The organism is Pseudomonas sp. 8_5_2, assembly GCF_059295255.1.
Genome location: NZ_CM181238.1, coordinates 2,801,353 through 2,821,600, shown reverse-complemented (window position 1 = coordinate 2,821,600; position 20,248 = coordinate 2,801,353). Strand labels below are relative to the sequence as shown.

Sequence of the window (20,248 nt, the reverse complement as noted above, 5' to 3'; positions counted from 1 at the left end):
TTGTAGCTTGGAGCTGCCTCATGCGAATCATCGACAAAACCGCCGCTCAGGTGCGCAGCCTGACCCCCGCCGAAGAGGAACTGCTGGCCGGCTTTGCCACCGGCAGCCTCGTCGGCCCTCGCCTGCTGCAGGCCAACCAGCTGCTGATGAAGGTGCGCAACGCCAACCAGTGGCTGGCCTGCGACTGCCGCAACGACGCCCTGCCGGTGCTCAATGTGACCCTTAACGGCAGCACCGGCACGCTCTTCCTCAAGAACAATCCGGGCACCGCCGAGCATGCGCCCGGCTGCCCGTTCACCAAGGACGAACGGGAAGCCGCCGAGCGCGAAGACGACCCGGCACCACCCGCCGCCTGGCTGCCGCCCGACACGCCATTGCGCCTGATCGGCGACTTCCGTGCCGCCAACGCCAGTGTCGGCGGCGAAGGCAGCGAGCGGCGCGAACAGCAGCGCCTGTTGTCGTTGCTGCTGACCTGGATCGAGACCAGCGGCCTCAACCTGTACGCCACGCACCTGAAAAAGGACCTGACCGGCCAGTTTGCCGAGCTGCGCAGCGTGGCCAGCCGCTACCCGTTGCTGGAACGGGTGCCCGCCAGCAACTACCTGGAAACCCGCCTGGACATGAAGCACATGATGATGCTCAAGTCCCGCCTGCGCGAAGCCACTGTGTTCGGCAACCACCGCCGCCATGGCCTGTTGCTGGACTGCGTCGACCAGGTCAAGGGGCGCAAGCTGTTCAACAACCGCAGCGAGGATGGCTTCGACTTCCAGGGGCACCACCTGTACTGGGGGGGCAGCCGCACCACTGGGCCGTTGCTGGCACTGATGCTTTACTCGCCGACCAGCGCGGGCAGCCATTATTACGAACTGATTCATGTCGCCAGCGTGCCGGTACTGTCACGTGCCCATATGTTCCCGGTGTACCGCGATGAAGAGCGCGAGCCGCTCAAGGCGCTGGTGTCGCTGGTCGACTGGATGGCCAGCAAGGGCGTGAAGGTACAGATGCGCCGGCCGGTAATTGGCGGCCAGGTGGCGGATGAGCTGGTGATGACCTCTGACCAGGACCGGGTGTTGTCGATCTCCCTGCTCGAGCAGCCCATCGGTCCCGAGCCGGATGCCGAGAACTTCAAGCGTTACGCCGATTTCAAGAGCCTGGAAACCTTCCGCAAGTTCGTCGCCGGCTTTTTCATGCGCGAGCGCTGAACAACCTGGCGCGATCCCTGTGGGAGCGGCCGAGGCCGCGAACACCGGCAACGCCGGTACCATCCACTGCGCTGCCTGATTCGCGGGCCTGCCCGCTCCCACAGGGACCGTGCAGGCTGCAACTTTCCAGGTCAGCCCAGAAACAGCTTGTACGCCGGGTTATCGGTCTCATCCCAGTACCGGTAGCCCATTTCATCCAGCGCCAGCGGCATCCCCGCCAACTCTTCCACTGGCACCTCCAGCGCCGCGAACACGCAGGCCTGCGCCGCACCATGGTTGCGGTAATGGAACAGGCTGATATTCCAGCGTTTACCCAATCGCTCCAGAAAGCCCAGCAAGGCTCCCGGCCGCTCAGGGAACTCGAAACGCAGCACGCGCTCGTCAGCCCCTGGTGCAGCATGGCCGCCCACGGTATGGCGCACATGCAGCTTGGCCAGTTCGTTGTCGGTCAGGTCCAGCACGCTGTAGCCCTGCTCCCGCAGACTGACCAGCAACCGTTCGCGCGGGTCGTGCAGCGGGTGGGTCTGCACCCCCACGAACAGCCGCGCCTCCTTGCCGGGGTAGTAACGGTAGTTGAACTCGGTGATCTGCCGCTTGCCCAGCGCCTGGCAAAATGCGCGGAAGCTGCCCGGCTGCTCCGGGATGGTGACCGCGATGATCGCCTCGCGCTGCTCGCCCAGTTCGGCCCGCTCGGCCACATGGCGCAGGCGGTCGAAGTTGACGTTGGCCCCGGAATCGATCGCCACCAGGGTTTGCCCCTGCACACCCTCGCGCGCCACGTACTTCTTGATCCCGGCCACAGCCAGGGCGCCGGAAGGCTCGGTGATCGAGCGGGTGTCGTCGTAGATGTCCTTGATCGCCGCGCACAATTCGTCACTGCTCACCGTCAGCACTTCGTCGACAAAGTGCCGGCACAGCTCGAAGCAATGCGCGCCCACCTGCGCCACCGCCACGCCATCGGCGAAGGTGCCGACCTGCGGCAAGATCACTCGCTCGCCGGCAGCCATGGCCGCTTGCAGGCAGTTGGAATCCTCTGGCTCGACACCGATCACCTTCACCTCTGGCCGCAGGTACTTCACGTAGGCGGCGATACCGGCGATCAGTCCGCCACCGCCGACCGGTACGAAGATGGCGTCCAGCGCACCCGGCCGTTGGCGGAGGATTTCCATGGCTACAGTGCCCTGCCCTGCGATTACATCAGGGTCGTCGAACGGTGGCACGAAGGTGGCGCCTTCACTGTCGGCCAGGGTCAGGGCGTGCGCCAGGGCATGCGGGAAGCTCTCGCCGTGCAACACCACATGCCCGCCGCGCGAACGCACCCCTTCCACCTTCAACGATGGCGTGGTGGTCGGCATGACGATGGTGGCCTTCATGCCCAGGTGCGACGCAGCCATCGCCACGCCCTGGGCATGGTTGCCCGCCGATGCGGTAATCACCCCACGCTCGCGCTGCACGCTGCTCAGGCGTGACAGACGGGTGTAGGCACCGCGGATCTTGAACGAGAAGGTCGGCTGCAGGTCTTCGCGCTTGAGCAATACCTGGTTGCCCAGGCTGGCAGACAATGCCGGGGCTGCCTGCAGCGGGGTTTCGATGGCCAGGTCGTACACCGGGGCGGCAAGAATCCGCCGCACCTGCTCCGACAGCAGTTGCTGGGGGGTAACGGTGGTACGGGGGGTAACGCTGAAGCTGGTCATCGATGACTCCTTGGCTGTTTCACGTTGCCCAGGAGTCAGAGAGAAGAAACCCGCCTCCAGGGCGGGTTCAGTGCACGTACGCGCTAGCCCGCCAAACTGATAATGGCGGTAATAATAATGGCGTTCACATGCGGGAATGTATTCATGGGTCAGGAACTTAGCCTGCCGCGTGCAGGTAAGTCAACACTTGGCCTGCTGCGCCGACAACGGTACATCGAACACTTTGTCGAAGCCCCACTGAAAGACAAACGCGTAAACGAAGAAGAACACGAACAACGCCAGGTTGGTCAGCAACGCTGCCCACAGGCTTACACCCAGCCAGTACGCCACCAGCGGCAGCAGGATCAGCACCAGCCCCCCCTCGAAACCCAAGGCATGCAGCATGCGCCGGGCAAAGGTGCGCTCACGCTTGTGCTGGCGCGCCTCCCAGCGTTCGAAGGCCCAGTTGTAGGCCATGTTCCAGCTCATCGCGATGCCCGACATCAGCACCGACAGCACGGTCGACTGCGCCATGCCGGCGGCAAACGCCAGCTCCAGCGCGGGCGCCACGCAGGCGACAGCGATGGCTTCGTAGAGGATGGCCTGGACGATCTTGCGTGCCTTGCCTTGCATGTTCAACTCCCGGGGTAAACGACCTGTAAAGCTACAAGAACTGGCCTTTAAGAAAAAGCCTGAAATTTGCACAACCCGCGTGTTCGCAGGCGGCATATCACCCCGCAGGCAAGCGAATCCGAAACTGCGCCCCACCCAGCGGCGACTGCGCCACGGTCAAGGTGCCACCCTGCCCTTCGATGGCCCGCCGGCTGATCGCCAGGCCCAGGCCAAACCCGCCGGTATTGCGGTCACGGCTGCGGTCCAGCCGGTAGAACGGCTGGAAAATCCGCTCCCGCTCCTCCACCGGAATGCCGATCCCGTCGTCTTCCACCGTCAACAGGCAGGCGCCATCCCCTTCCAGGCGCAAACGCAGCAACAGGCTTTCGTCGCAATAGCGCATGGCATTGCGCACCAGGTTCTGCACTGCCCGTGCGGTCAGGCGAGGATCAAGCACAAAACGTGGCAGGCTGCCCTCTGCCTGCACTTCCCATGTGATGCCACGGCTGTCGAGCTCCTCGGCAAAGCCGCCGAGCACACTGTCGACCAGCTCCAGCAGCGACACCTCGACCCGCTCGCGGGCCTGGTCAGCGTTGTATAGCCGGCTGTAGGACAGCAACTCCAGCACCAGTTCATCCAGCTCGCGCACATGCCCGACCAGTTCCAGCAAGCGCTTGCGGCTGGTCGCCGGCACCTCGTCGAACAGCAGCACCAGGCCGAAATCCAGACGGGTCAGCGGCGTACGCAACTCGTGCGACACCGCATTGAGCAGCTCCCGCTGCTGGTTGACGTGGCGCTCCAGGTCACTGGCCATGGTGTCGAACACCCCGGCCAGTTCGCCGATGTTGGAGTGTGGCGAGATGTGCGTACGCTCGGCCATCTGCCCCTGGCCCAGCCGCCGGGCAGTCTCCTTCAAGCGTTCAAGGTCGCGCCAGTGCGGCCATACCCACAGCAGCAGGCAGCCCAGCATGGCCGCGCCGATCAGCACGGTCACACCCCACGACAGCACGTTGATGTCCAGCGGGTCTGGCGGTGAGTGCAGGCGCACCAGCCATTGCTTGTCCAGCGGCGCCAGCACCGTCTCGTAGTAGCCCCATTCAGCGATGCGTACCGCATACAGCCCGTGCTCCAGGCGCGCCTGCTCCTCGTCGCTCAACTCGGCCTGGTCCATGCGCAGCAGTTGCAGCTCCAGCGGGGCGAAATCAGCGGCCAGCTCGTGCGCCACCTCCGGCCACTGCTCGGGCGGGGTCTGGCGGAACTGGCGCACGATCAACGCCTGCACGCCCTTGGCCTGGTCCAGGTTGTAGGCCATGAAGCGGTCACGGAACAGACCGACGATAGTGTCGGGAATGAACAGCAAGGCCCCGGCATACGCGACAATGATGACCAGGTACAACCGCACCAGAATCTTCAGCATGGGCGGTCAGCACTCCCACTCGACACGGCTGAACAGGTAGCCCTTGCCCCACACGGTCTTGATCTTGCGCGCTTCGCCGGCGTTGTCGTCGAACTTGCGGCGCAGCTTGGAAATGGCCACGTCCACCGAACGGTCGGTGCCGTTGAACTCTATACCGCGCAACTGCTGCAGGATGCGGTCGCGGTTCAGCACTTCGCCGGCATTGCGCGCCAGCACTACCAACAGGTTGTACTCACCGCTGGACAGCTCCACCTCGTCGCCGCGCCAGCTGACCGTGCGTTCGGCCAGGTCGATGCGCAGGCCGCCGATGAGGATCAGGTCGTTGTCCAGGCGCGGCTCGTTGACGCTGCTACGGCGCAGCAGGGTGCGCACCCGGGCCAGCAGCACGCGGGGCTCGCAGGGTTTGGTGACGTAATCGTCGGCGCCCATTTCCAGGCCCAGCACCTGGTCGTGGCTGTCGTCGCGGGCGGTCAGCATCAGGATCGGCAGGCTGTGCGATTCCTGGCGCAGCAGGCGGCACAACTGCAGGCCATCGATGCCTGGCAGCATCAGGTCGAGAATGACCAGGTCGGGCTTTTGCCTGCGGTACTCGTCCAGCACATGATCGCCACGGGCGATCACCTGGACGTGGAAGTCGTTGCGTTGCAGGTAGCTGGCGATCAACTCGGACAGGGCACTGTCGTCTTCGACCAGGATAATATTCGGCATAGGCGCTTGGGCATCTGGATGGTGGTAAACCTTGCCGGCCTCTTTGCGGGTACGGATCCCAAGGATTATGGTGACCCTGCAGGAGCGGGTTTACCCGCGAAGAGGCCGGTACAGGAACACTCAGGATATAGAACACTACACCGCGACAGGATTGTTCTTCACACTTTTTCACACTCGCCCTACAGCTATTAACAGCCCCCCGGGCAGCACCTGCCGTAGCATACGCCGGGTCATCAACGGAAGATCCGTATGCCTACTATGTTCCCCCCTCGCCTGCGCCCGGTGGCGCTTCTGGCGTTTCTGAGCCTGTCCCTGGCCGGCTGCGGCGACAGCGCCGAGCAAGACGAACAGGCTCCCACCCCGCAAGTGCGGGTGGAAACCCTGCAACTGCAGCCCCTGGCGATCAGCAGCGAACTCAGCGGCCGTATCCTGGCACCGCGCACTGCCGAAGTGCGCGCCCGGGTGGCCGGCGTGGTGCTCAAGCGGGTGTACCGTGAAGGCAGCGACGTCAAGCGCGGCGATGTGCTGTTCCTGATCGACCCGGCGCCGTTCAAGGCCGACCACGATAGCGCCAGGGCTACCCTGGCCAAAGCCCAGGCCACCCTGTACCAGGCACGCCTGCAAGAGCAGCGCTACCGCGAGCTGGTCGATGACAAGGCCGTCAGCCGCCAGGAATACGACAACGCCAAAGCCAGCTTCCTGCAAGCGGACGCCGAGGTGGCCGAAGCCAAGGCGGCGCTGGAGCGCGCCCGCCTTAACCTCGGCTACGCCACCGTGACGGCGCCGATTTCCGGCCGTATCGGGCGTGCCCAGGTCACCGAGGGTGCGTTGGTCGGGCAGAACGAGACCACGCCGCTGGCGACCATCCAGCAGCTCGACCCGATCCATGCCGATGTCACCCAGTCGACCCGCGAGCTCAACGCCCTGCGCCGCGCCCTGCGTGCTGGCGAGCTGCAGCAGGTGGGCGACGGCCAGGCCCGCGCCACGCTCATCCAGGACGACGGCAGCGCCTACCCGCTGCCGGGCAAGCTGCTGTTCTCCGACATCAGTGTCGACCCCAGCACCAACCAGATCACCCTGCGCAGCGAGTTCCCCAACCCGGACCTCGACCTGCTGCCCGGCAGCTACGTACGCGTGCGCCTGGAGCAAGCGGTGCAGCCCAAGGGCCTGAGCGTGCCGCAACGCGCCATCCTGCGTGACAGCGCCGGCGTACCCAAGGTGCTGGTGGTCGACCAGCAGGCCCGGGTCAGCGACCGCCAGGTGGTACTGGGCAGCGCCCAGGGCGACCGCTGGATCGTCAGCGAAGGCCTGGCCGCCGGCGAGCGGGTGGTGGTAGAGGGCCTGCAACACGTCAAGGCCGGTGACCAGGTGCAGGTCGACAACGCATCGGCCGCGCCGCCCATCGCACAGCACACCGGCCAGTGAGGGCCTGATTCATGCCGCATTTCTTCATCGACCGCCCGGTGTTCGCCTGGGTGGTCGCACTGTTCATCCTGCTGGCCGGTGCGCTGGCCATCCCGCAACTGCCGGTGGCCCAGTACCCCAATGTGGCACCCCCGCAGGTGGAAATCTACGCCGTGTACCCGGGCGCCTCGGCGGCGACCATGGACGAAAGCGTGGTCAGCCTGATCGAGCAGGAGCTCAACGGCGCCGACAACCTGCTGTATTTCGAGTCGCAGAGCAGCCTGGGCAGCGCCACCATCACCGCCACCTTCGAGCCGGGCACCAACCCCGACCTGGCCCAGGTCGATGTGCAAAACCGCCTGAAAGTGGTCGAGTCACGCCTGCCCCGCCCGGTTACCCAACAGGGCCTGCAGGTGGAAAAGGTCTCCACCGGCTTTCTGCTGCTGGCCACCCTCACCTCCGAGGACGGCAAACTGGATGAAACCGCGCTGTCGGACATCCTCGCGCGCAACGTGATGAACGAAATCCGCCGCCTCAAGGGCGTCGGCAAAGCGCAGCTGTATGGCTCGGAACGGGCCATGCGCATCTGGATCGACCCGCGCAAGCTGATCGGTTTCCACCTCACGCCCAACGACGTGGCCGAAGCCATCGCCGCGCAGAACGCCCAGGTCGCCCCCGGCAGCATTGGCGACCTGCCCAGCCGCGACACCCAGGAAATTACCGCCAACGTAGTGGTCAAGGGCCAGCTGAGCAGCCCCGAAGAGTTCGCCGCCATCGTCCTGCGCGCCAACCCGGACGGTTCCACCGTAACCATCGGTGATGTCGCGCGGGTCGAGATCGGTGCCCAGGAATACCAGTACGGCACCCGCCTGAACGGCAAGCCGGCCACCGCCTTCAGCGTACAGCTGTCGCCGGGGGCCAACGCCATGGAAACCGCCAGCCTGGTGCGGGCGAAGATGCAGGACCTGGCGCGTTACTTCCCGGAAGGCGTCAAGTACGACATCCCCTACGACACCTCGCCGTTCGTGAAAGTGTCCATCGAGCAGGTCATCAATACCCTGTTCGAAGCCATGCTGCTGGTATTTGCGGTAATGTTCCTGTTCCTGCAGAACCTGCGCTACACGCTGATCCCGACCCTGGTAGTGCCGGTGGCGCTGATGGGCACCTTTGCCGTGATGCTGGCCATGGGCTTTTCGGTCAACGTGTTGACCCTGTTCGGCATGGTGCTGGCCATCGGCATTCTGGTGGACGATGCCATCGTGGTGGTGGAAAACGTCGAGCGGATCATGGCCGAGGAAGGCCTGCCGCCCAAGCAAGCCACGCGCAAGGCCATGGGCCAGATCAGCGGTGCGATTGTCGGCATTACCCTGGTGCTGGTGGCAGTGTTCCTGCCCATGGCCTTCATGCAAGGCTCGGTTGGGGTCATCTACCAACAGTTCTCGGTGTCCATGGCGGTGTCGATCCTGTTTTCGGCATTCCTGGCCCTCAGCCTGACCCCCGCGCTGTGCGCCACCCTGCTCAAGCCGCTGGCCAAGGGCGAGCACCATGAGCGCAAAGGCTTCTTCGGCTGGTTCAACCGCCGCTTCGAGAGGATGAGCAACGGCTACCAGCGCTGGGTCATCCAGGCCCTGAAGCGCAGCGGCCGCTACCTGCTGGTGTACGCGGTGCTGCTGGCGGTGCTGGGCTATGGTTTCAGCCAGCTGCCTACCGCGTTCCTGCCTACCGAAGACCAGGGCTACACCATCACCGACATTCAGCTGCCGCCCGGCGCCAGCCGCATGCGCACCGAGCAGGTGGCCGCGCAGATCGAAGCACACAACGCCGAGGAAGCCGGGGTGGGCAACACCACCTTGATCCTGGGCTTCAGCTTCTCGGGCAGCGGCCAGAACGCCGCCCTGGCGTTCACCACGCTGAAGGACTGGTCCGCGCGTGGCGCCGATGACAGCGCCCAGTCGATTGCCGACCGCGCGACCATGGCCTTCACCCAGCTCAAGGACGCCGTGGCTTACTCGGTGCTGCCGCCGCCAATCGACGGCCTGGGTGAATCGACCGGCTTCGAGTTCCGCCTGCAGGACCGCGGCGGCATGGGCCACGCCGAGCTGATGGCCGCCCGCGATGCACTGCTGGCCAGTGCCGGCAAAAGCAAGCTGCTGACCAACGTGCGCGAAGCCTCGCTGGCGGAGAGCCCGCAGGTGCAGCTGGAGATCGACCGCCGCCAGGCCAACGCCCTGGGCGTGTCGTTTGCCGACATTGGCACAGTGCTGGACGTGGCCGTGGGCTCCAGCTACGTCAACGACTTCCCCAACCAGGGCCGCATGCAGCGGGTGGTGGTGCAGGCCGAAGGTGACCAGCGCAGCCAGGTCGAGGACCTGCTGCAAATCCACGTGCGCAACAACAGCGGCAAGATGGTGCCACTGGGCGCGTTTGTTCAGGCCAAATGGGTCAGCGGCCCGGTGCAACTGACCCGCTACAACGGCTATCCGGCCGTGTCGATTTCCGGCGAGCCGGCGGCGGGCTACAGCTCGGGTGAAGCCATGGCCGAAATCGAGCGCCTGGTGGCGCAGTTGCCAGAAGGCGCTGGGCTGGAGTGGACCGGGCTGTCGCTGCAGGAACGCTTGTCCGGCAGCCAGGCACCGATGCTGATGGCGCTGTCGTTGCTGGTGGTGTTCCTGTGCCTGGCCGCGCTGTACGAAAGCTGGTCGATCCCGACCGCGGTGCTGCTGGTGGTGCCGCTGGGCGTGCTCGGTGCGGTGCTGGCGGTAACCCTGCGCGGCATGCCCAACGACGTGTTCTTCAAGGTTGGCCTGATCACCCTGATCGGTCTGTCGGCGAAAAACGCCATCCTGATCATCGAGTTCGCCAAGAGCCTGGTCGATCAGGGGGTCGATGCCGTCGACGCCGCCGTGCAGGCCGCGCGCTTGCGCCTGCGGCCGATCGTGATGACCTCGCTGGCGTTCATCCTCGGCGTGGTGCCACTGGCCATCGCCACCGGCGCCAGCTCGGCCAGCCAGCAGGCGATCGGCACCGGAGTGATCGGCGGCATGCTCAGCGCTACCCTGGCGGTGGTGTTCGTGCCGGTGTTCTTTGTAGTGGTGATGCGCGTTGCGGGCCGTAGCAGATCTGCCAGTGAGCATAGCGAAGCTTCAGCCGTCAGCCAGGTGGAGCGCCCGCACGAGTAGAACCGGTATGTTAATATTGCTGGCATCGGTGGAGGAGCTGAAATGAAAAACACCTGCGATGCCAGCATCAAAAGCCAGGTCCTGGCGCTTGCCAGACAGCATGGTGTAACCAGCCAAAAAGACCATTTCAGCGACCTGGCCATGACGATTACCCGCCTGTCAGGTGACCTGGTCGCCCTGGATGACTTTGAACGTCTGCTGGTTTCACTCAAGAAAAAAGGCGTTATCAGCAAACAAAAGATGCTTGAGCTGGAAGCGCGCTATCTGAGCGAATCATCTCAGCGCGGCAATGGACGACAGATCAGCGCATGATGTTCGATCCGTTCTACGATTTTGAAAGCGCAGGCTACCTGCGTAACGTCTTCAAGCTCAAAGATGCCGCGCAAGTCAAAAGAATGGAACATCTGGCATTTGAAGCCAGCCTCGAAGACGCCATCGCCCTCCTGTCGACCTGCCAGCCCATCACCTACCAGACCCTGCTTGCGCTACATCATCTGTTGTTTTCGGACTTCTATCCGTGGGCCGGCAAGGACCGTACCGAACTGGTGCCCAGGCTGGCGGTTTTCAAGGGAACGGAGAACGACCCTCGGCACACCGCATTCTGCCCCCCGGACCAGATTCAGCATTGGGCCGCCCATGCGTTGAAATTGGGACAGGATCAGCAGTGGCTCCGGCAGCATCCTGGCGAGGTGTTGGGTTTGCTGGCAGATGCGCACCCTTTCCTGGATGGAAACGGCCGCACGATACTACTGGTTTTCATGGAGCTGTGTCATCGCGCCGGCTTCGCCATCGACTGGTCGCGTACCAGCAAGGACGACTACCTTGCAGCGTTGAGCGCTGAAATCAACCAACCGTCGAAAGGCCATCCTGATCGGTACCTGCAGCCTTTTCTGGTCGATGTTTCACACAGAACGCAATGGCCAGAACTGATTGGCGCGATCCAGGGGCTGGATGGCCTGGATAAAGAGAACATCAGGTACGAAAGCCTGGATGACCCGGAGGTCCAGCAATTGTATCGCGGCTATCGCTCGCTCCCCGCTTGCTCCATGTTGATTCTTGCCGGCGGTCGCGGGCAGCGCATGGGCGGGCGTGACAAGGGGCTGATCGAGTGGCAAGGCGCGCCGCTGGTGGCGCATGTGCAGCGGGTAGTGCGGCCACTCAGCGATGATCTGGTGATTTCCTGCAACCGCAACCAGGATGCCTATCGGGCGTATGCCGACCAGTTGGTGGGCGATGCAGAGGCGGATTATCCAGGGCCGTTGGCGGGGGTAATTGCCGGGCTGAAGGTGGCGCGACAGGAATGGGTGGTGCTGCTGGCCTGTGATGCACCGCTGGTTGATCGCGGGTTGATCGACGATCTGCGGCGGCTGGCCGTGGCGAACGACGGCGCGGCGATGGTGCGCCAGGGCGGTTACTGGCAGCCGATGTTCAGCGTGCTGCCGCGCCGGGTGTTGCCGGTGCTGGAGCAGGCTTGGGCGAGCGGTGAAAGGAGTTTGCAAAAAGCCTTGCTGCGCGAACCGGTCCACGGACTGGAGTGTGCTGAGGGGGATCGGCGGTTGAGCAATTTCAACAGCCCGGAGCTGCTGCAAGGCTGAAGTCATCTGTTGCCTGTACCGCCCTATTCGCGGGTGAACCCGCTCCCACAGGGCTTCTCAAGACCCGCGAAGAGGGCGGTGCAGGCCATACATCAGCTGGCAGCCAACTCCTCGACACTGATCTCACGCATACGAAACTTCTGCACCTTGCCGGTCACCGTCATCGGAAATTCATCGACAAAGCGGAAATACCGCGGCACCTTGAAATGCGCTATCCGCGCCTTCGCCCATTCGCGCAGCTCCTGCGCACTGGCCGCATGCCCCGGGTGCAGCCGCACCCAGGCCACGATCTCTTCCCCGTACTTGCTGCACGGCACACCAATCACCTGCACATCGGCCACCGCCGGGTGGGTGAAGAAGAACTCTTCCAGCTCGCGCGGGTAGATGTTCTCGCCGCCGCGAATGATCATGTCCTTGCTGCGCCCGACAATACGCACATAGCCCTGCTCGTCCATTACCGCCAGATCGCCGGTGTGCATCCAGCCGTCGCCATCGATGCTTTCGGCAGTCGCCTTGGGGTTGTTCCAATACCCCAGCATCACGCTATAGCCGCGGGTGCACAGTTCGCCGATCTCGCCACGTGGCACGGTATTGCCATCGGCATCGACGACCTTGTTCTCCAGCTGCGGCTGAGTGCGCCCAACGCTGGTCACACGTCGCTCCAGGTCGTCGGTGGCCCCGGTCTGCAGCGATACCGGGCTGGTCTCGGTCATGCCGTAGGCGATCTGCACTTCGGCCATGTGCATCTCGCCGATCACCCGGCGCATCACCTCGATCGGGCAGGTGGCGCCGGCCATGATCCCGGTGCGCAGGCTAGACAGGTCGAACTCACCCCGTTGCGGGTGATCCAGTTCGGCGATGAACATGGTCGGCACGCCATACAACGCAGTGGCCTTTTCTTCGGCCACCGCGCGCAATGTCGCCAGCGGGTCGAAGGCATCATTGGGGTAGATCAGGGTGCTGCCGTGGGTCATGCAGCCCAGGTTGGCCATGACCATGCCGAAGCAGTGGTACAGCGGCACCGGCACCACCAGCCGGTCGTGTTCGGTCAGCCCGAGGCTTTCACCCACCATGTAGCCGTTGTTGAGGATGTTGCTGTGGCTGAGTGTGGCGCCCTTGGGGAAGCCCGTGGTGCCCGAGGTGTACTGGATATTGATCGGGTCGTCGCAGCGCAGTTGCGCCTGGCGCTCGGCCAGGGCTTCGCGGCTTACCGCCCCGGCGCGCGTCTGCAGGGCATGCCAGGCGAGGAAGCCCGAGGGTGGCGCGGCGGCGAGGCTGACCACACCACGCAGTTCGGGAAAACGTTCGCAATTCAACGCGCCTGGTTGGCCGTTTGCCAGGCCGGGGACCAGGCCCAGCAGCATGGCGTGGTAGTCAGAGCTCTTGAACGCGTCGGCACAGATCACCCAGCGGCAAGCGGACTGGCCGAGGGCGTAGTCCAGCTCGCTGGAGCGGTAGGCCGGGTTGATATTGACCAGAATCGCCCCGACCTTGGCGCTGGCGAACTGGGTGATGCACCATTCGGCGCAGTTGGGGGCCCAGATGCCGAGGCGATCGCCCGGTTGCACGCCCAGGGCGATCAGTGCGCGGGCGTGCTGGTCGACGGCTTCGGCCAGTTGCTGCCAGGTGTAGCGCAGGCCTTGGTGCCTGACAACGAGGGCCTCGCGGTCCGGGAAGCGGGCGACCGTGGTGTCGAAGGCGTCGCCGATGCACTGGGTCAGCAGGGTTTTGTCCTGGTTGCCCTGGGAGTAGCTTGGCTGGGGCATGGGGATTCTCTTGTTGTTTTGTGTTGCCTGCACCGGCCCTATCGCCGGCAAGCCAGCTCCCACAGGGACTGCACAGCTCTCAGCGATTGTGAAAGCCATGTGGGAGCGGGCGCGCCCGCGAAGAAGCCAGCACCGGTTCAGCGGATGAACACCTGCGGCGTAGTGGTGGACATGTCGCCCCCCGGCAACTTGATGTTCTTCACCTTCTCCAGCGTATCCGGGTTGAACACCGCCAGGTCGTTGAACGTGCCGCCCAGGTACAGCTTGTCGCCCTTCTTGTCGAAGGTGACGCAGTAGTAGGTGTGCTCCAGATTAGCCGCCTTGATCAACTTGCGCTGCTTGATGTCGTACTTGGCCAGGCGGTTGAGTACGCCGTAGATCTGGTTCGGGTCCTTGGGCGAGCGCAGGCCGGTGAAGTACAGCTCGGTCAGGTCGGCAAACTCCTGGGTATGGGTTTTTCCGGTCTTCAGGTCGACGCTCAGGTAGCCGTACAACAATTCGGCCTCGTTCGGGTCCTGTTTGTCATCCTTGAATTTGGCAATGGTGTACAACATCGAGAACTCGTGGCGCGGGTTCTGGTGTGGCCAGAAGTACAGCACGTCCGGGGCGCTGTAGCCCTTGCGGTTCCAGTTGCGCAGCGGCAAGGCCACCGTGTACTTGCCGGTTTTGACGTCCATCTTGTAGATGTCCGGCCCGGCGGCGTACAGGCTGCCATCGTCGGCAGTGCGCATCAGGTACACCTGGCGCGGCATGGGGAAGGTGCGTACCGGTTTTGCGCCAAGGCCATCGGCAGTGCTGAACACCTCCAGGCGCGGTGGTTTGACAACATAGTGGTCGTTCAGGCGCTGGGTCGGGTTGACCGTGGCGTACACTTCCTTGCCATCGGGGCTGACGGCGAACGAGTACATCGACTTGCCGACCTCGCCCGGCACGCTGGACAGGTTGGCGTGGAAGGTGTTCTTGCAGGTATCCAGGTCGATGCCGTAGATGTCGCCGTAGTGGTTGTTGAGCACGTAGGCGGTGCGGTTGTCCGGCGCCATCATGGCAGTGCCGGGGCCGAACTTGTCGGGCATCTGGCAGCTTTTGTACACCGTGTCACTGGCCACATCGACCACGTGCAGGTTGTTCGGGTAGTTGGTCACGATCATGTATTCGTGGCCAGCCTTCAGCGCCGGTCCGTTGTCGTCGGCCTGTACCAGCCCGGCGCAGGCCGTGGCAGCGATGGTGAGCGCGAGTTGCGCGCAGCGTCCAGCTTTCATGCGGTTTCCCCTTGTCATTCTTGTCGGGCCGGTCACTTGTCTTTCGGGAACACGGTGCCGAGGTTGCGCCAGTCATCCGCCGAGTTGGTCGCCTGGGCGTTCCAGTCCTGGTAGGTGCTCATCATGTCCGGCACCTGGGCCGGCCACCAGCAAGGGTCGGAGCAGCCATACAGGTCGGCTTCCATCGGCTGGCACAGCGAGCTCACACCACCAAATGCGTCCACCTCCCAGCCCGGGTCGGTGGTGGCCGTGCAGCCGGCCACCGCGCTCATGGCCATTACTTCTTCGACGCGGTCTTCGGCGGCGGCCTGCTCAAGGATGCGCGCCTTGTTGTTGAGGGGCTTCAAGTGCTTCATGTCAGTGCGCCTTCCGCGGGGTGATATAGCGGTCGATGAAGGCCGGGTTGGCGGCCATGATGCGGCTGTAGACTTCAATGCCGAAGTCGACCCAGTCGCGCATCAGTTCGCAGTAGTGGTAGGTCGGGTGCTGCGGGTCGCCGTAGCGCGCGTAGCTTTCGTGGTAGCAGCCGCCGGAACACAGGTTGCGGATACGGCAGCTCTCGCAGCCGGTGTTGCTGCGGTCCAGGCGCTGCGACAGAAAGTCGTTGAGCTGCGCCTGCTTCACGCCCTGGTGCACGTTGCCGAAGGTGGGCAGGCTGGAGCCGGTGAAGCGATGGCACAGGTTCAGCTCGCCCTCGTGGTCCACCGCCAGCATCTTCAGCCCGGCGCCGCACGGCAGGGCTTTCTTGTGGCCTTCATGGATGTCGGTGATCAGCTGGTGCAGGTTGGAGAAGCCAATATTGCGGTGCTCCAGCGCCGCCTCCAGGTAGCGCCGGCCCAGGGCTTTCATGTTGGCGAATACCTGCACCAGCTCTTCGCCGGTGAGGTTGAAGTTGGCCATGTCGCCGGAGGTGACCGGGGCAAAGCCGACTTCAGCAAAGCCCAGTTCGTTGAACAGGTGGTTCCAGATGGTTTCGACATCGGTGATGCCACGGGTCAGGGTTACCCGCGCGCCGACCGGGCGGCTGGTGTAGCGCGACAGCAGCAGTTCGGCCTTGCGCCGCACCACATCATAGGTGCCCTGCCCGCCGACGGTGATGCGGTTGCGGTCGTGCACGGTCTTGGGGCCGTCGATGCTGATCGACAGGCCAAAGCGGTGGGCGTTGAGCCAGTCGATGACCTCTTCGTTAAGCAAGGTGGCGTTGGTGGTCATGATGAACTCCACCTGCTTGCCGGCTTCGGCGAACCGCCGTTCGCAATAGGCGACCATGTGCTCGATCAGCGGCCGGTTGGACAGCGGCTCGCCCCCGAAGAACACCACGCTGTAGCGTTGCTCGTCGGGCGACTCCTTGAGCAGCATCTCCACCGAGGCCTCGGCAGTGTCGGTGCTCATCTTCTTGCCGGCGGACGGCTTGTCCAGGTCTTCCTTGTAGCAATAGGTGCAGCTGAGGTTGCAGCCAGTGTTGACGTTGAGCACCACGGTGTTCAAGGCGGTGCGCTCGACCTGCTTGAGGGCGATTTCGGGGGTCAGCGGCGAGCCGTCGCTGACCAGCTCCAGCGCGATCAGCTCGCGCAGGGTGTCCTGGATATCGTCACCGGCAAACTGCTGGCCAAGGCGCTGCATCAGCTCCTCGGCCGAGCAGCCTTGCTGGCGCAGGGAATCGATGATGCCGCCGGTTACCGCATCGGCGGTGAACAGCGAACTGCTAGGAATATGAAACAGCATGCGGTCGGCGTCGACCTGCACTTCGTGCAGGTTGCGTTCGACAAGGTTCAGTAGTGCGCCCATGGCGACCTCCCGGTAATCGATGCGTGGGAAAACCGTTACGTGCTGCCGTCATGGCAGCGGTGGGTTGTTCCAGCGCTGAACGGTGACGATCATGTGCCCTTCGCCCGTCTGGCCGCCGTCGGCCAGCGTGGCGATGACCTTCAGGTTGCCAGCGTTGTTGGTCATCATCTTGCGCTCAGGGTTGGGGCCGGCACCGCCTGGCACGAACACGCCATCGGCCTGCATCTGCCCGGCAAACTTGACGTCCTGATCCTCGACGGCACGCTCGTTGAACGGCTCGACCTTCCAGCTGGCCGGCAGGTAGCCGATGCGCAGCGGCTGGCCATCAGCATCCTTGCCCCACGCTTCGGCTTCGAAACGGCCTTGCACCTTCGGCACCGAAGCGCCGTTTTCGCCGATACGGGCGATGGAGAACGCCGGCACCACCTTCACTTCATCGACCTTGTCGTACACCGCCAGGTTGACGCCCTTGAGTGCGCCCACCGCGACTTCGCGCTGGCCGGGCCTGGCATCCGCCGCGGCGCGGGCCTTGACCCGTACCAGGGTTGCGGTCTGCTCCAGCACCTCGGTCACCTCGACCCCGGCGCCCAGGTCCGGCTTGCCCGACAAGCCACTGCCAACCAGGCTGATTTCGCTTTCGCCCCCGGCCTTGATGAACGCAGGCTGCACCGCCAGCAGGCGCGCCTTGCCTTCTTTGACTGCAGTGAAGTCCAGCCCGCGCTCATCGTGCTCGGCCTCGAACATGCGGCCTTTCATTTCGCCGTCCAGCGCAGCGAACACCTGACGCAGGTTGGCATCGCCAACCTTGACGTTGCCGCGCCATTCATAACCGTTGTAGAGGATTGCCGAGCCGCTGCCGTTGAACGGCGTGCCATCGGCGTACGCGCCCTTGACCTCGACCTTGAAGGTATCGCCCTCCTCGGCCGAGACGCTCATCACCCCGTGCACATCGCCCTTGGCCAGCATGTGGCCGCTGAATGCCCACTGCCCCGGCAGCGCGTCGGCCTTGGGCCGCGCCTTCTGCCATTCGGCCCATGCAGGGTTATCCAGCGGGTAGCGCTTGGCCAGTTCGGGTACCACTTGTTGCAGGGCGATGGGCAACCAGTCGCGGTCGCGCGCCTGGGCCTGGTATTCAAGAGACGGCCATTGGCCGAGGTGGAAGTTGACCAGGTGCTCCCATTCCTTGGCCGGGCGCCGTTGCAAGGCGACGCGAGCACCGGAGTGGCAACGGCCGCAGGTTTCGCTGAGCTGGGTGTCGAAGTGCTCGACGGTATTGAGCCGGCGTTCCATGGCGTAGCGCACGCCATCGGTCTCGCCGGGCGCCAGGCCCTGCTTGTCGGCCAGGTACTTGACCAGAGTGCGACGGTCGTCGTCGCTGATCTGCAGGCCATGCATCACCTGCATCCGGGCAATACTCATCAGCCAGCCTTCCGGCGTTTTGCGCTGGTGGCTGATACGGCTGTAGGTATCGTTACCTTCGGGGATATGGCACCCCATGCACTTGTTCTGCAACAGGCTCGGGCCCTGCTCGGCCGCCATGGCCTGGGTGCTCAGCAGCGCGGCGGCGACCAGCGCCAGTTTACCCGCATGCCGCCGGAGTCGAGTCGTCTTCAAGGTCAGACCTCCACGGTTGTTGTTCTTATCGTTTTTCGCACGCTTTGGTACAGCAGGTGTGCATGTGACGGTTGTGATACAGGAAGTGTGCCAGGAGATGCAAAACCGTTTTCTTTCAACCTTTTAGCCGGTTTTAAGGGCTTTACTCCCAGCTGGGATAGCCAAATGCAGCGTGCCATTTCGCGACAGGGTGTTTCATCCTGAGACAGGGCCTGCTGCGCAGGCCAATCGCCGGCAAGCCAGCTCCCACAGATTAACCACTGCCTTGAAGACCTGTGCTGTACCTGTGCGAGCTGGCTTGCCGGCGATCGGGCCTTGAGGCCACTGTTTCACAACCGTCTCACACCGTCTCAATGTGCAACAGCGCACACCTGCAACGACAACCTTGCAACTCGGCAAACCCCAACCCCTTCAACGCTTTGCGGCCATCTGCGCAGCTTGGCACGGCCATTGCGCCAGTGCCCGTCACATCCAATGACAAGAGGCACCGCCCCCATGCTTTCCGAACTGCCCATCCTGCCCGCCACCCGCGCCTTCCTGGAACGCAAGCTGAAAATGCGCATTGGCGCCGACTGGCAGGACGCCGCCAATGGCCGCACCCTGTCGTTCCGCAACCCGGCCACCGGCGAAGTACTGGGCGAAGTGCCCGCGGCCGAGGCCGAAGATGTCGACCGCGCGGTCCGCGCGGCGCGCCAGGCCTTCGATGATTCGCCCTGGAGCCGCCTGCGCCCGCGCGAGCGGCAGAACCTGCTGTGGCGCCTGGCCGACCTGATGGAGCGCGATGCCCGCCAGCTGGCCGAACTGGAATGCCTGAACAACGGCAAGAGCGCCGCCGTGGCCCAGGTAATGGACGTGCAACTGGCCATCGACTTCTTGCGCTACATGGCCGGCTGGGCCACCAAGATCGAGGGTAGCACCGTCGAAGCCTCGATGCCGTTGATGCCCAACGACCAGTTCCACGGTTTCATCCGCCGCGAGGCAGTGGGCGTGGTCGGTGCCATCGTCGCCTGGAACTTCCCGCTGCTGCTGGCCTGCTGGAAGCTCGGGCCGGCGCTTGCCACCGGCTGCACCGTGGTGCTCAAGCCCGCCGACGAAACACCACTGAGCGTGCTGAAGCTGGCGGAACTGGTAGACGAGGCCGGCTACCCGGCCGGTGTATTCAATGTGATCACCGGCACCGGCCTGAATGCCGGCGCCGCGCTCAGCCGCCACCCCGGGGTGGACAAGCTCACCTTCACCGGCTCCACCGAAGTCGGCAAGCTGATCGGCAAGGCGGCCATGGACAACATGACCCGCGTGACCCTGGAACTGGGCGGCAAGTCGCCGACCATCGTCATGCCCGACGCCAACCTGCAGGAAGCCGCTGCCGGTGCGGCCACGGCGATTTTCTTCAACCAGGGCCAGGTGTGCTGCGCGGGCTCGCGGCTGTATGTGCACCGCAAGCACTTCGACAACGTGGTGGCCGACATCGCCGGCATCGCCAACGGCATGAAGCTGGGCAGCGGGCTGGACCCGGCGGTGCAGATGGGCCCATTGATTTCGGCCAAACAGCAGGACCGCGTCACCGGCTACATCGAACTGGGCCGCGAACTGGGTGCGACCATTGCCTGTGGCGGTGAAAGCTTCGGGCCGGGTTACTTCGTCAAACCGACGGTGATCGTCGATGTCGACCAGCGCCACCGCCTGGTGCAGGAAGAAATCTTCGGGCCGGTGCTGGTGGCGATGCCGTTCGAGGACCTCGACGAAGTGATCGGCATGGCCAACGACAACCCCTACGGCCTGGGCGCGAGCATCTGGTCCAACGACCTGGCGGCTGTGCACAGGATGATCCCGCGTATCAAGTCCGGCTCGGTGTGGGTCAACTGCCACAGCGCGCTGGACCCGGCGCTGCCGTTTGGCGGCTACAAGATGTCTGGCGTTGGTCGCGAGATGGGCGCTGCGGCCATCGAGCACTACACCGAGCTCAAGTCGGTGTTGATCAAGCTCTGATCATTTTCCTGTACCGGCCCCTTCGCAGCGCAAGGCTGCTCC

Annotated in this window: 15 protein-coding genes and 1 pseudogene; 7 read left to right on the top strand and 9 right to left on the bottom strand. The window is 64.1% G+C overall.

From position 1 onward, the window contains the following. Positions 1-20: 20 nt before the first annotated feature. Entirely contained in the window at positions 21-1,202 is a 1,182-nt protein-coding gene (locus AC5O5R_RS12950; RefSeq protein WP_172287654.1) for a DUF8534 domain-containing protein, read from the top strand. 131 nt (positions 1,203-1,333) lie between these two features. Here the strand turns inward: AC5O5R_RS12950 and ilvA are convergent, their stop codons facing one another. The 4 genes from ilvA to AC5O5R_RS12930 form a co-directional block, all read right to left on the bottom strand. After that, positions 1,334-2,896 carry a threonine ammonia-lyase, biosynthetic gene (gene ilvA, locus AC5O5R_RS12945; RefSeq protein ID WP_172227992.1) on the bottom strand — a complete coding sequence of 521 codons (1,563 nt, stop codon included), beginning with the start codon at positions 2,894-2,896 and terminating at the stop codon, positions 1,334-1,336. A gap of 180 nt (positions 2,897-3,076) precedes the next feature. After that, positions 3,077-3,508 (bottom strand): PACE efflux transporter, encoded by a 432-nt coding sequence (locus AC5O5R_RS12940; RefSeq protein WP_172227994.1) that lies wholly within the window; start codon positions 3,506-3,508, stop codon positions 3,077-3,079. Positions 3,509-3,605: 97 nt separating this feature from the next. After that, the gene (locus tag AC5O5R_RS12935; RefSeq protein ID WP_172227996.1) at positions 3,606-4,904 is read right to left on the bottom strand and encodes an ATP-binding protein; all 1,299 of its coding nucleotides are present in this window, start codon (positions 4,902-4,904) and stop codon (positions 3,606-3,608) included. A 6-nt stretch (positions 4,905-4,910) separates the two neighbouring features. Further along, complete coding sequence (locus AC5O5R_RS12930) at positions 4,911-5,612, bottom strand: response regulator (protein ID WP_172227998.1); 702 nt, start codon at positions 5,610-5,612, stop codon at positions 4,911-4,913. A 249-nt stretch (positions 5,613-5,861) separates the two neighbouring features. Here AC5O5R_RS12930 and AC5O5R_RS12925 point away from each other — a divergent pair, with 249 nt between their 5' ends. The 5 genes and pseudogenes from AC5O5R_RS12925 (at position 5,862) to mobA (ending at position 11,790) form a co-directional block, all read left to right on the top strand. Then, positions 5,862-7,037, top strand: a complete 1,176-nt coding sequence (locus AC5O5R_RS12925) for an efflux RND transporter periplasmic adaptor subunit (RefSeq protein ID WP_172228000.1) — start codon at positions 5,862-5,864, stop codon at positions 7,035-7,037. An 11-nt stretch (positions 7,038-7,048) separates the two neighbouring features. After that, positions 7,049-10,195 carry a multidrug efflux RND transporter permease subunit gene (locus AC5O5R_RS12920; protein WP_494515445.1) on the top strand — a complete coding sequence of 1,049 codons (3,147 nt, stop codon included), beginning with the start codon at positions 7,049-7,051 and terminating at the stop codon, positions 10,193-10,195. A 42-nt stretch (positions 10,196-10,237) separates the two neighbouring features. After that, positions 10,238-10,507, top strand: coding sequence for a hypothetical protein (locus tag AC5O5R_RS12915; RefSeq protein ID WP_172287258.1), 270 nt, complete (start codon positions 10,238-10,240; stop codon positions 10,505-10,507). After that, a pseudogene (locus AC5O5R_RS12910) lies at positions 10,504-11,232 on the top strand (Fic/DOC family protein); the annotation flags it as partial. The gene AC5O5R_RS12915 and the pseudogene AC5O5R_RS12910, both read left to right, overlap by 4 nt. 9 nt (positions 11,233-11,241) lie before the next feature. Next, positions 11,242-11,790 carry a molybdenum cofactor guanylyltransferase MobA gene (gene mobA, locus AC5O5R_RS12905; protein ID WP_172287262.1) on the top strand — a complete coding sequence of 183 codons (549 nt, stop codon included), beginning with the start codon at positions 11,242-11,244 and terminating at the stop codon, positions 11,788-11,790. Positions 11,791-11,882: 92 nt separating this feature from the next. On the opposite strand, the gene AC5O5R_RS12900 is transcribed toward mobA, so the two are convergent. From AC5O5R_RS12900 to peaA, 5 genes are all read right to left on the bottom strand, one after another. Further along, on the bottom strand, positions 11,883-13,556 hold the full coding sequence (locus tag AC5O5R_RS12900) for a fatty acid CoA ligase family protein (RefSeq protein ID WP_494515444.1): 1,674 nt from the start codon (positions 13,554-13,556) through the stop codon (positions 11,883-11,885). A gap of 137 nt (positions 13,557-13,693) precedes the next feature. Then, entirely contained in the window at positions 13,694-14,815 is a 1,122-nt protein-coding gene (gene peaD, locus AC5O5R_RS12895; protein ID WP_172287260.1) for a quinohemoprotein amine dehydrogenase subunit beta, read from the bottom strand. Positions 14,816-14,847: 32 nt separating this feature from the next. Beyond that, positions 14,848-15,171, bottom strand: a complete 324-nt coding sequence (gene qhpC, locus AC5O5R_RS12890) for a quinohemoprotein amine dehydrogenase subunit gamma (protein ID WP_012272119.1) — start codon at positions 15,169-15,171, stop codon at positions 14,848-14,850. A gap of 1 nt (position 15,172) precedes the next feature. After that, the gene (gene peaB / locus AC5O5R_RS12885; RefSeq protein WP_172231540.1) at positions 15,173-16,603 is read right to left on the bottom strand and encodes a quinohemoprotein amine dehydrogenase maturation protein; all 1,431 of its coding nucleotides are present in this window, start codon (positions 16,601-16,603) and stop codon (positions 15,173-15,175) included. Positions 16,604-16,651: 48 nt separating this feature from the next. After that, positions 16,652-18,217, bottom strand: coding sequence for a quinohemoprotein amine dehydrogenase subunit alpha (gene peaA / locus AC5O5R_RS12880; RefSeq protein WP_494515443.1), 1,566 nt, complete (start codon positions 18,215-18,217; stop codon positions 16,652-16,654). A 495-nt stretch (positions 18,218-18,712) separates the two neighbouring features. On the opposite strand from peaA, the gene AC5O5R_RS12875 reads away from it, so the two are divergent. After that, positions 18,713-20,206 carry an aldehyde dehydrogenase family protein gene (locus AC5O5R_RS12875; protein ID WP_172232509.1) on the top strand — a complete coding sequence of 498 codons (1,494 nt, stop codon included), beginning with the start codon at positions 18,713-18,715 and terminating at the stop codon, positions 20,204-20,206. The last annotated feature ends 42 nt before the right edge of the window (positions 20,207-20,248 follow it).

What these genes read in the sequence shown, in the direction of transcription:
- AC5O5R_RS12935 (WP_172227996.1), bottom strand. Translation starts at nt 4,904, where the DNA reads ATGCTGAAGATTCTGGTGCGGTTGTACCTGGTCATCATTGTCGCGTAT.
- qhpC (WP_012272119.1), bottom strand. Translation starts at nt 15,171, where the DNA reads ATGAAGCACTTGAAGCCCCTCAACAACAAGGCGCGCATCCTTGAGCAG.
- peaD (WP_172287260.1), bottom strand. Translation starts at nt 14,815, where the DNA reads ATGAAAGCTGGACGCTGCGCGCAACTCGCGCTCACCATCGCTGCCACG.
- AC5O5R_RS12950 (WP_172287654.1), top strand. Translation starts at nt 21, where the DNA reads ATGCGAATCATCGACAAAACCGCCGCTCAGGTGCGCAGCCTGACCCCC.
- AC5O5R_RS12920 (WP_494515445.1), top strand. Translation starts at nt 7,049, where the DNA reads ATGCCGCATTTCTTCATCGACCGCCCGGTGTTCGCCTGGGTGGTCGCA.
- AC5O5R_RS12925 (WP_172228000.1), top strand. Translation starts at nt 5,862, where the DNA reads ATGCCTACTATGTTCCCCCCTCGCCTGCGCCCGGTGGCGCTTCTGGCG.
- AC5O5R_RS12875 (WP_172232509.1), top strand. Translation starts at nt 18,713, where the DNA reads ATGCTTTCCGAACTGCCCATCCTGCCCGCCACCCGCGCCTTCCTGGAA.
- AC5O5R_RS12915 (WP_172287258.1), top strand. Translation starts at nt 10,238, where the DNA reads ATGAAAAACACCTGCGATGCCAGCATCAAAAGCCAGGTCCTGGCGCTT.
- mobA (WP_172287262.1), top strand. Translation starts at nt 11,242, where the DNA reads ATGTTGATTCTTGCCGGCGGTCGCGGGCAGCGCATGGGCGGGCGTGAC.
- AC5O5R_RS12940 (WP_172227994.1), bottom strand. Translation starts at nt 3,508, where the DNA reads ATGCAAGGCAAGGCACGCAAGATCGTCCAGGCCATCCTCTACGAAGCC.
- peaB (WP_172231540.1), bottom strand. Translation starts at nt 16,603, where the DNA reads ATGGGCGCACTACTGAACCTTGTCGAACGCAACCTGCACGAAGTGCAG.
- ilvA (WP_172227992.1), bottom strand. Translation starts at nt 2,896, where the DNA reads ATGACCAGCTTCAGCGTTACCCCCCGTACCACCGTTACCCCCCAGCAA.
- AC5O5R_RS12900 (WP_494515444.1), bottom strand. Translation starts at nt 13,556, where the DNA reads ATGCCCCAGCCAAGCTACTCCCAGGGCAACCAGGACAAAACCCTGCTG.
- AC5O5R_RS12930 (WP_172227998.1), bottom strand. Translation starts at nt 5,612, where the DNA reads ATGCCGAATATTATCCTGGTCGAAGACGACAGTGCCCTGTCCGAGTTG.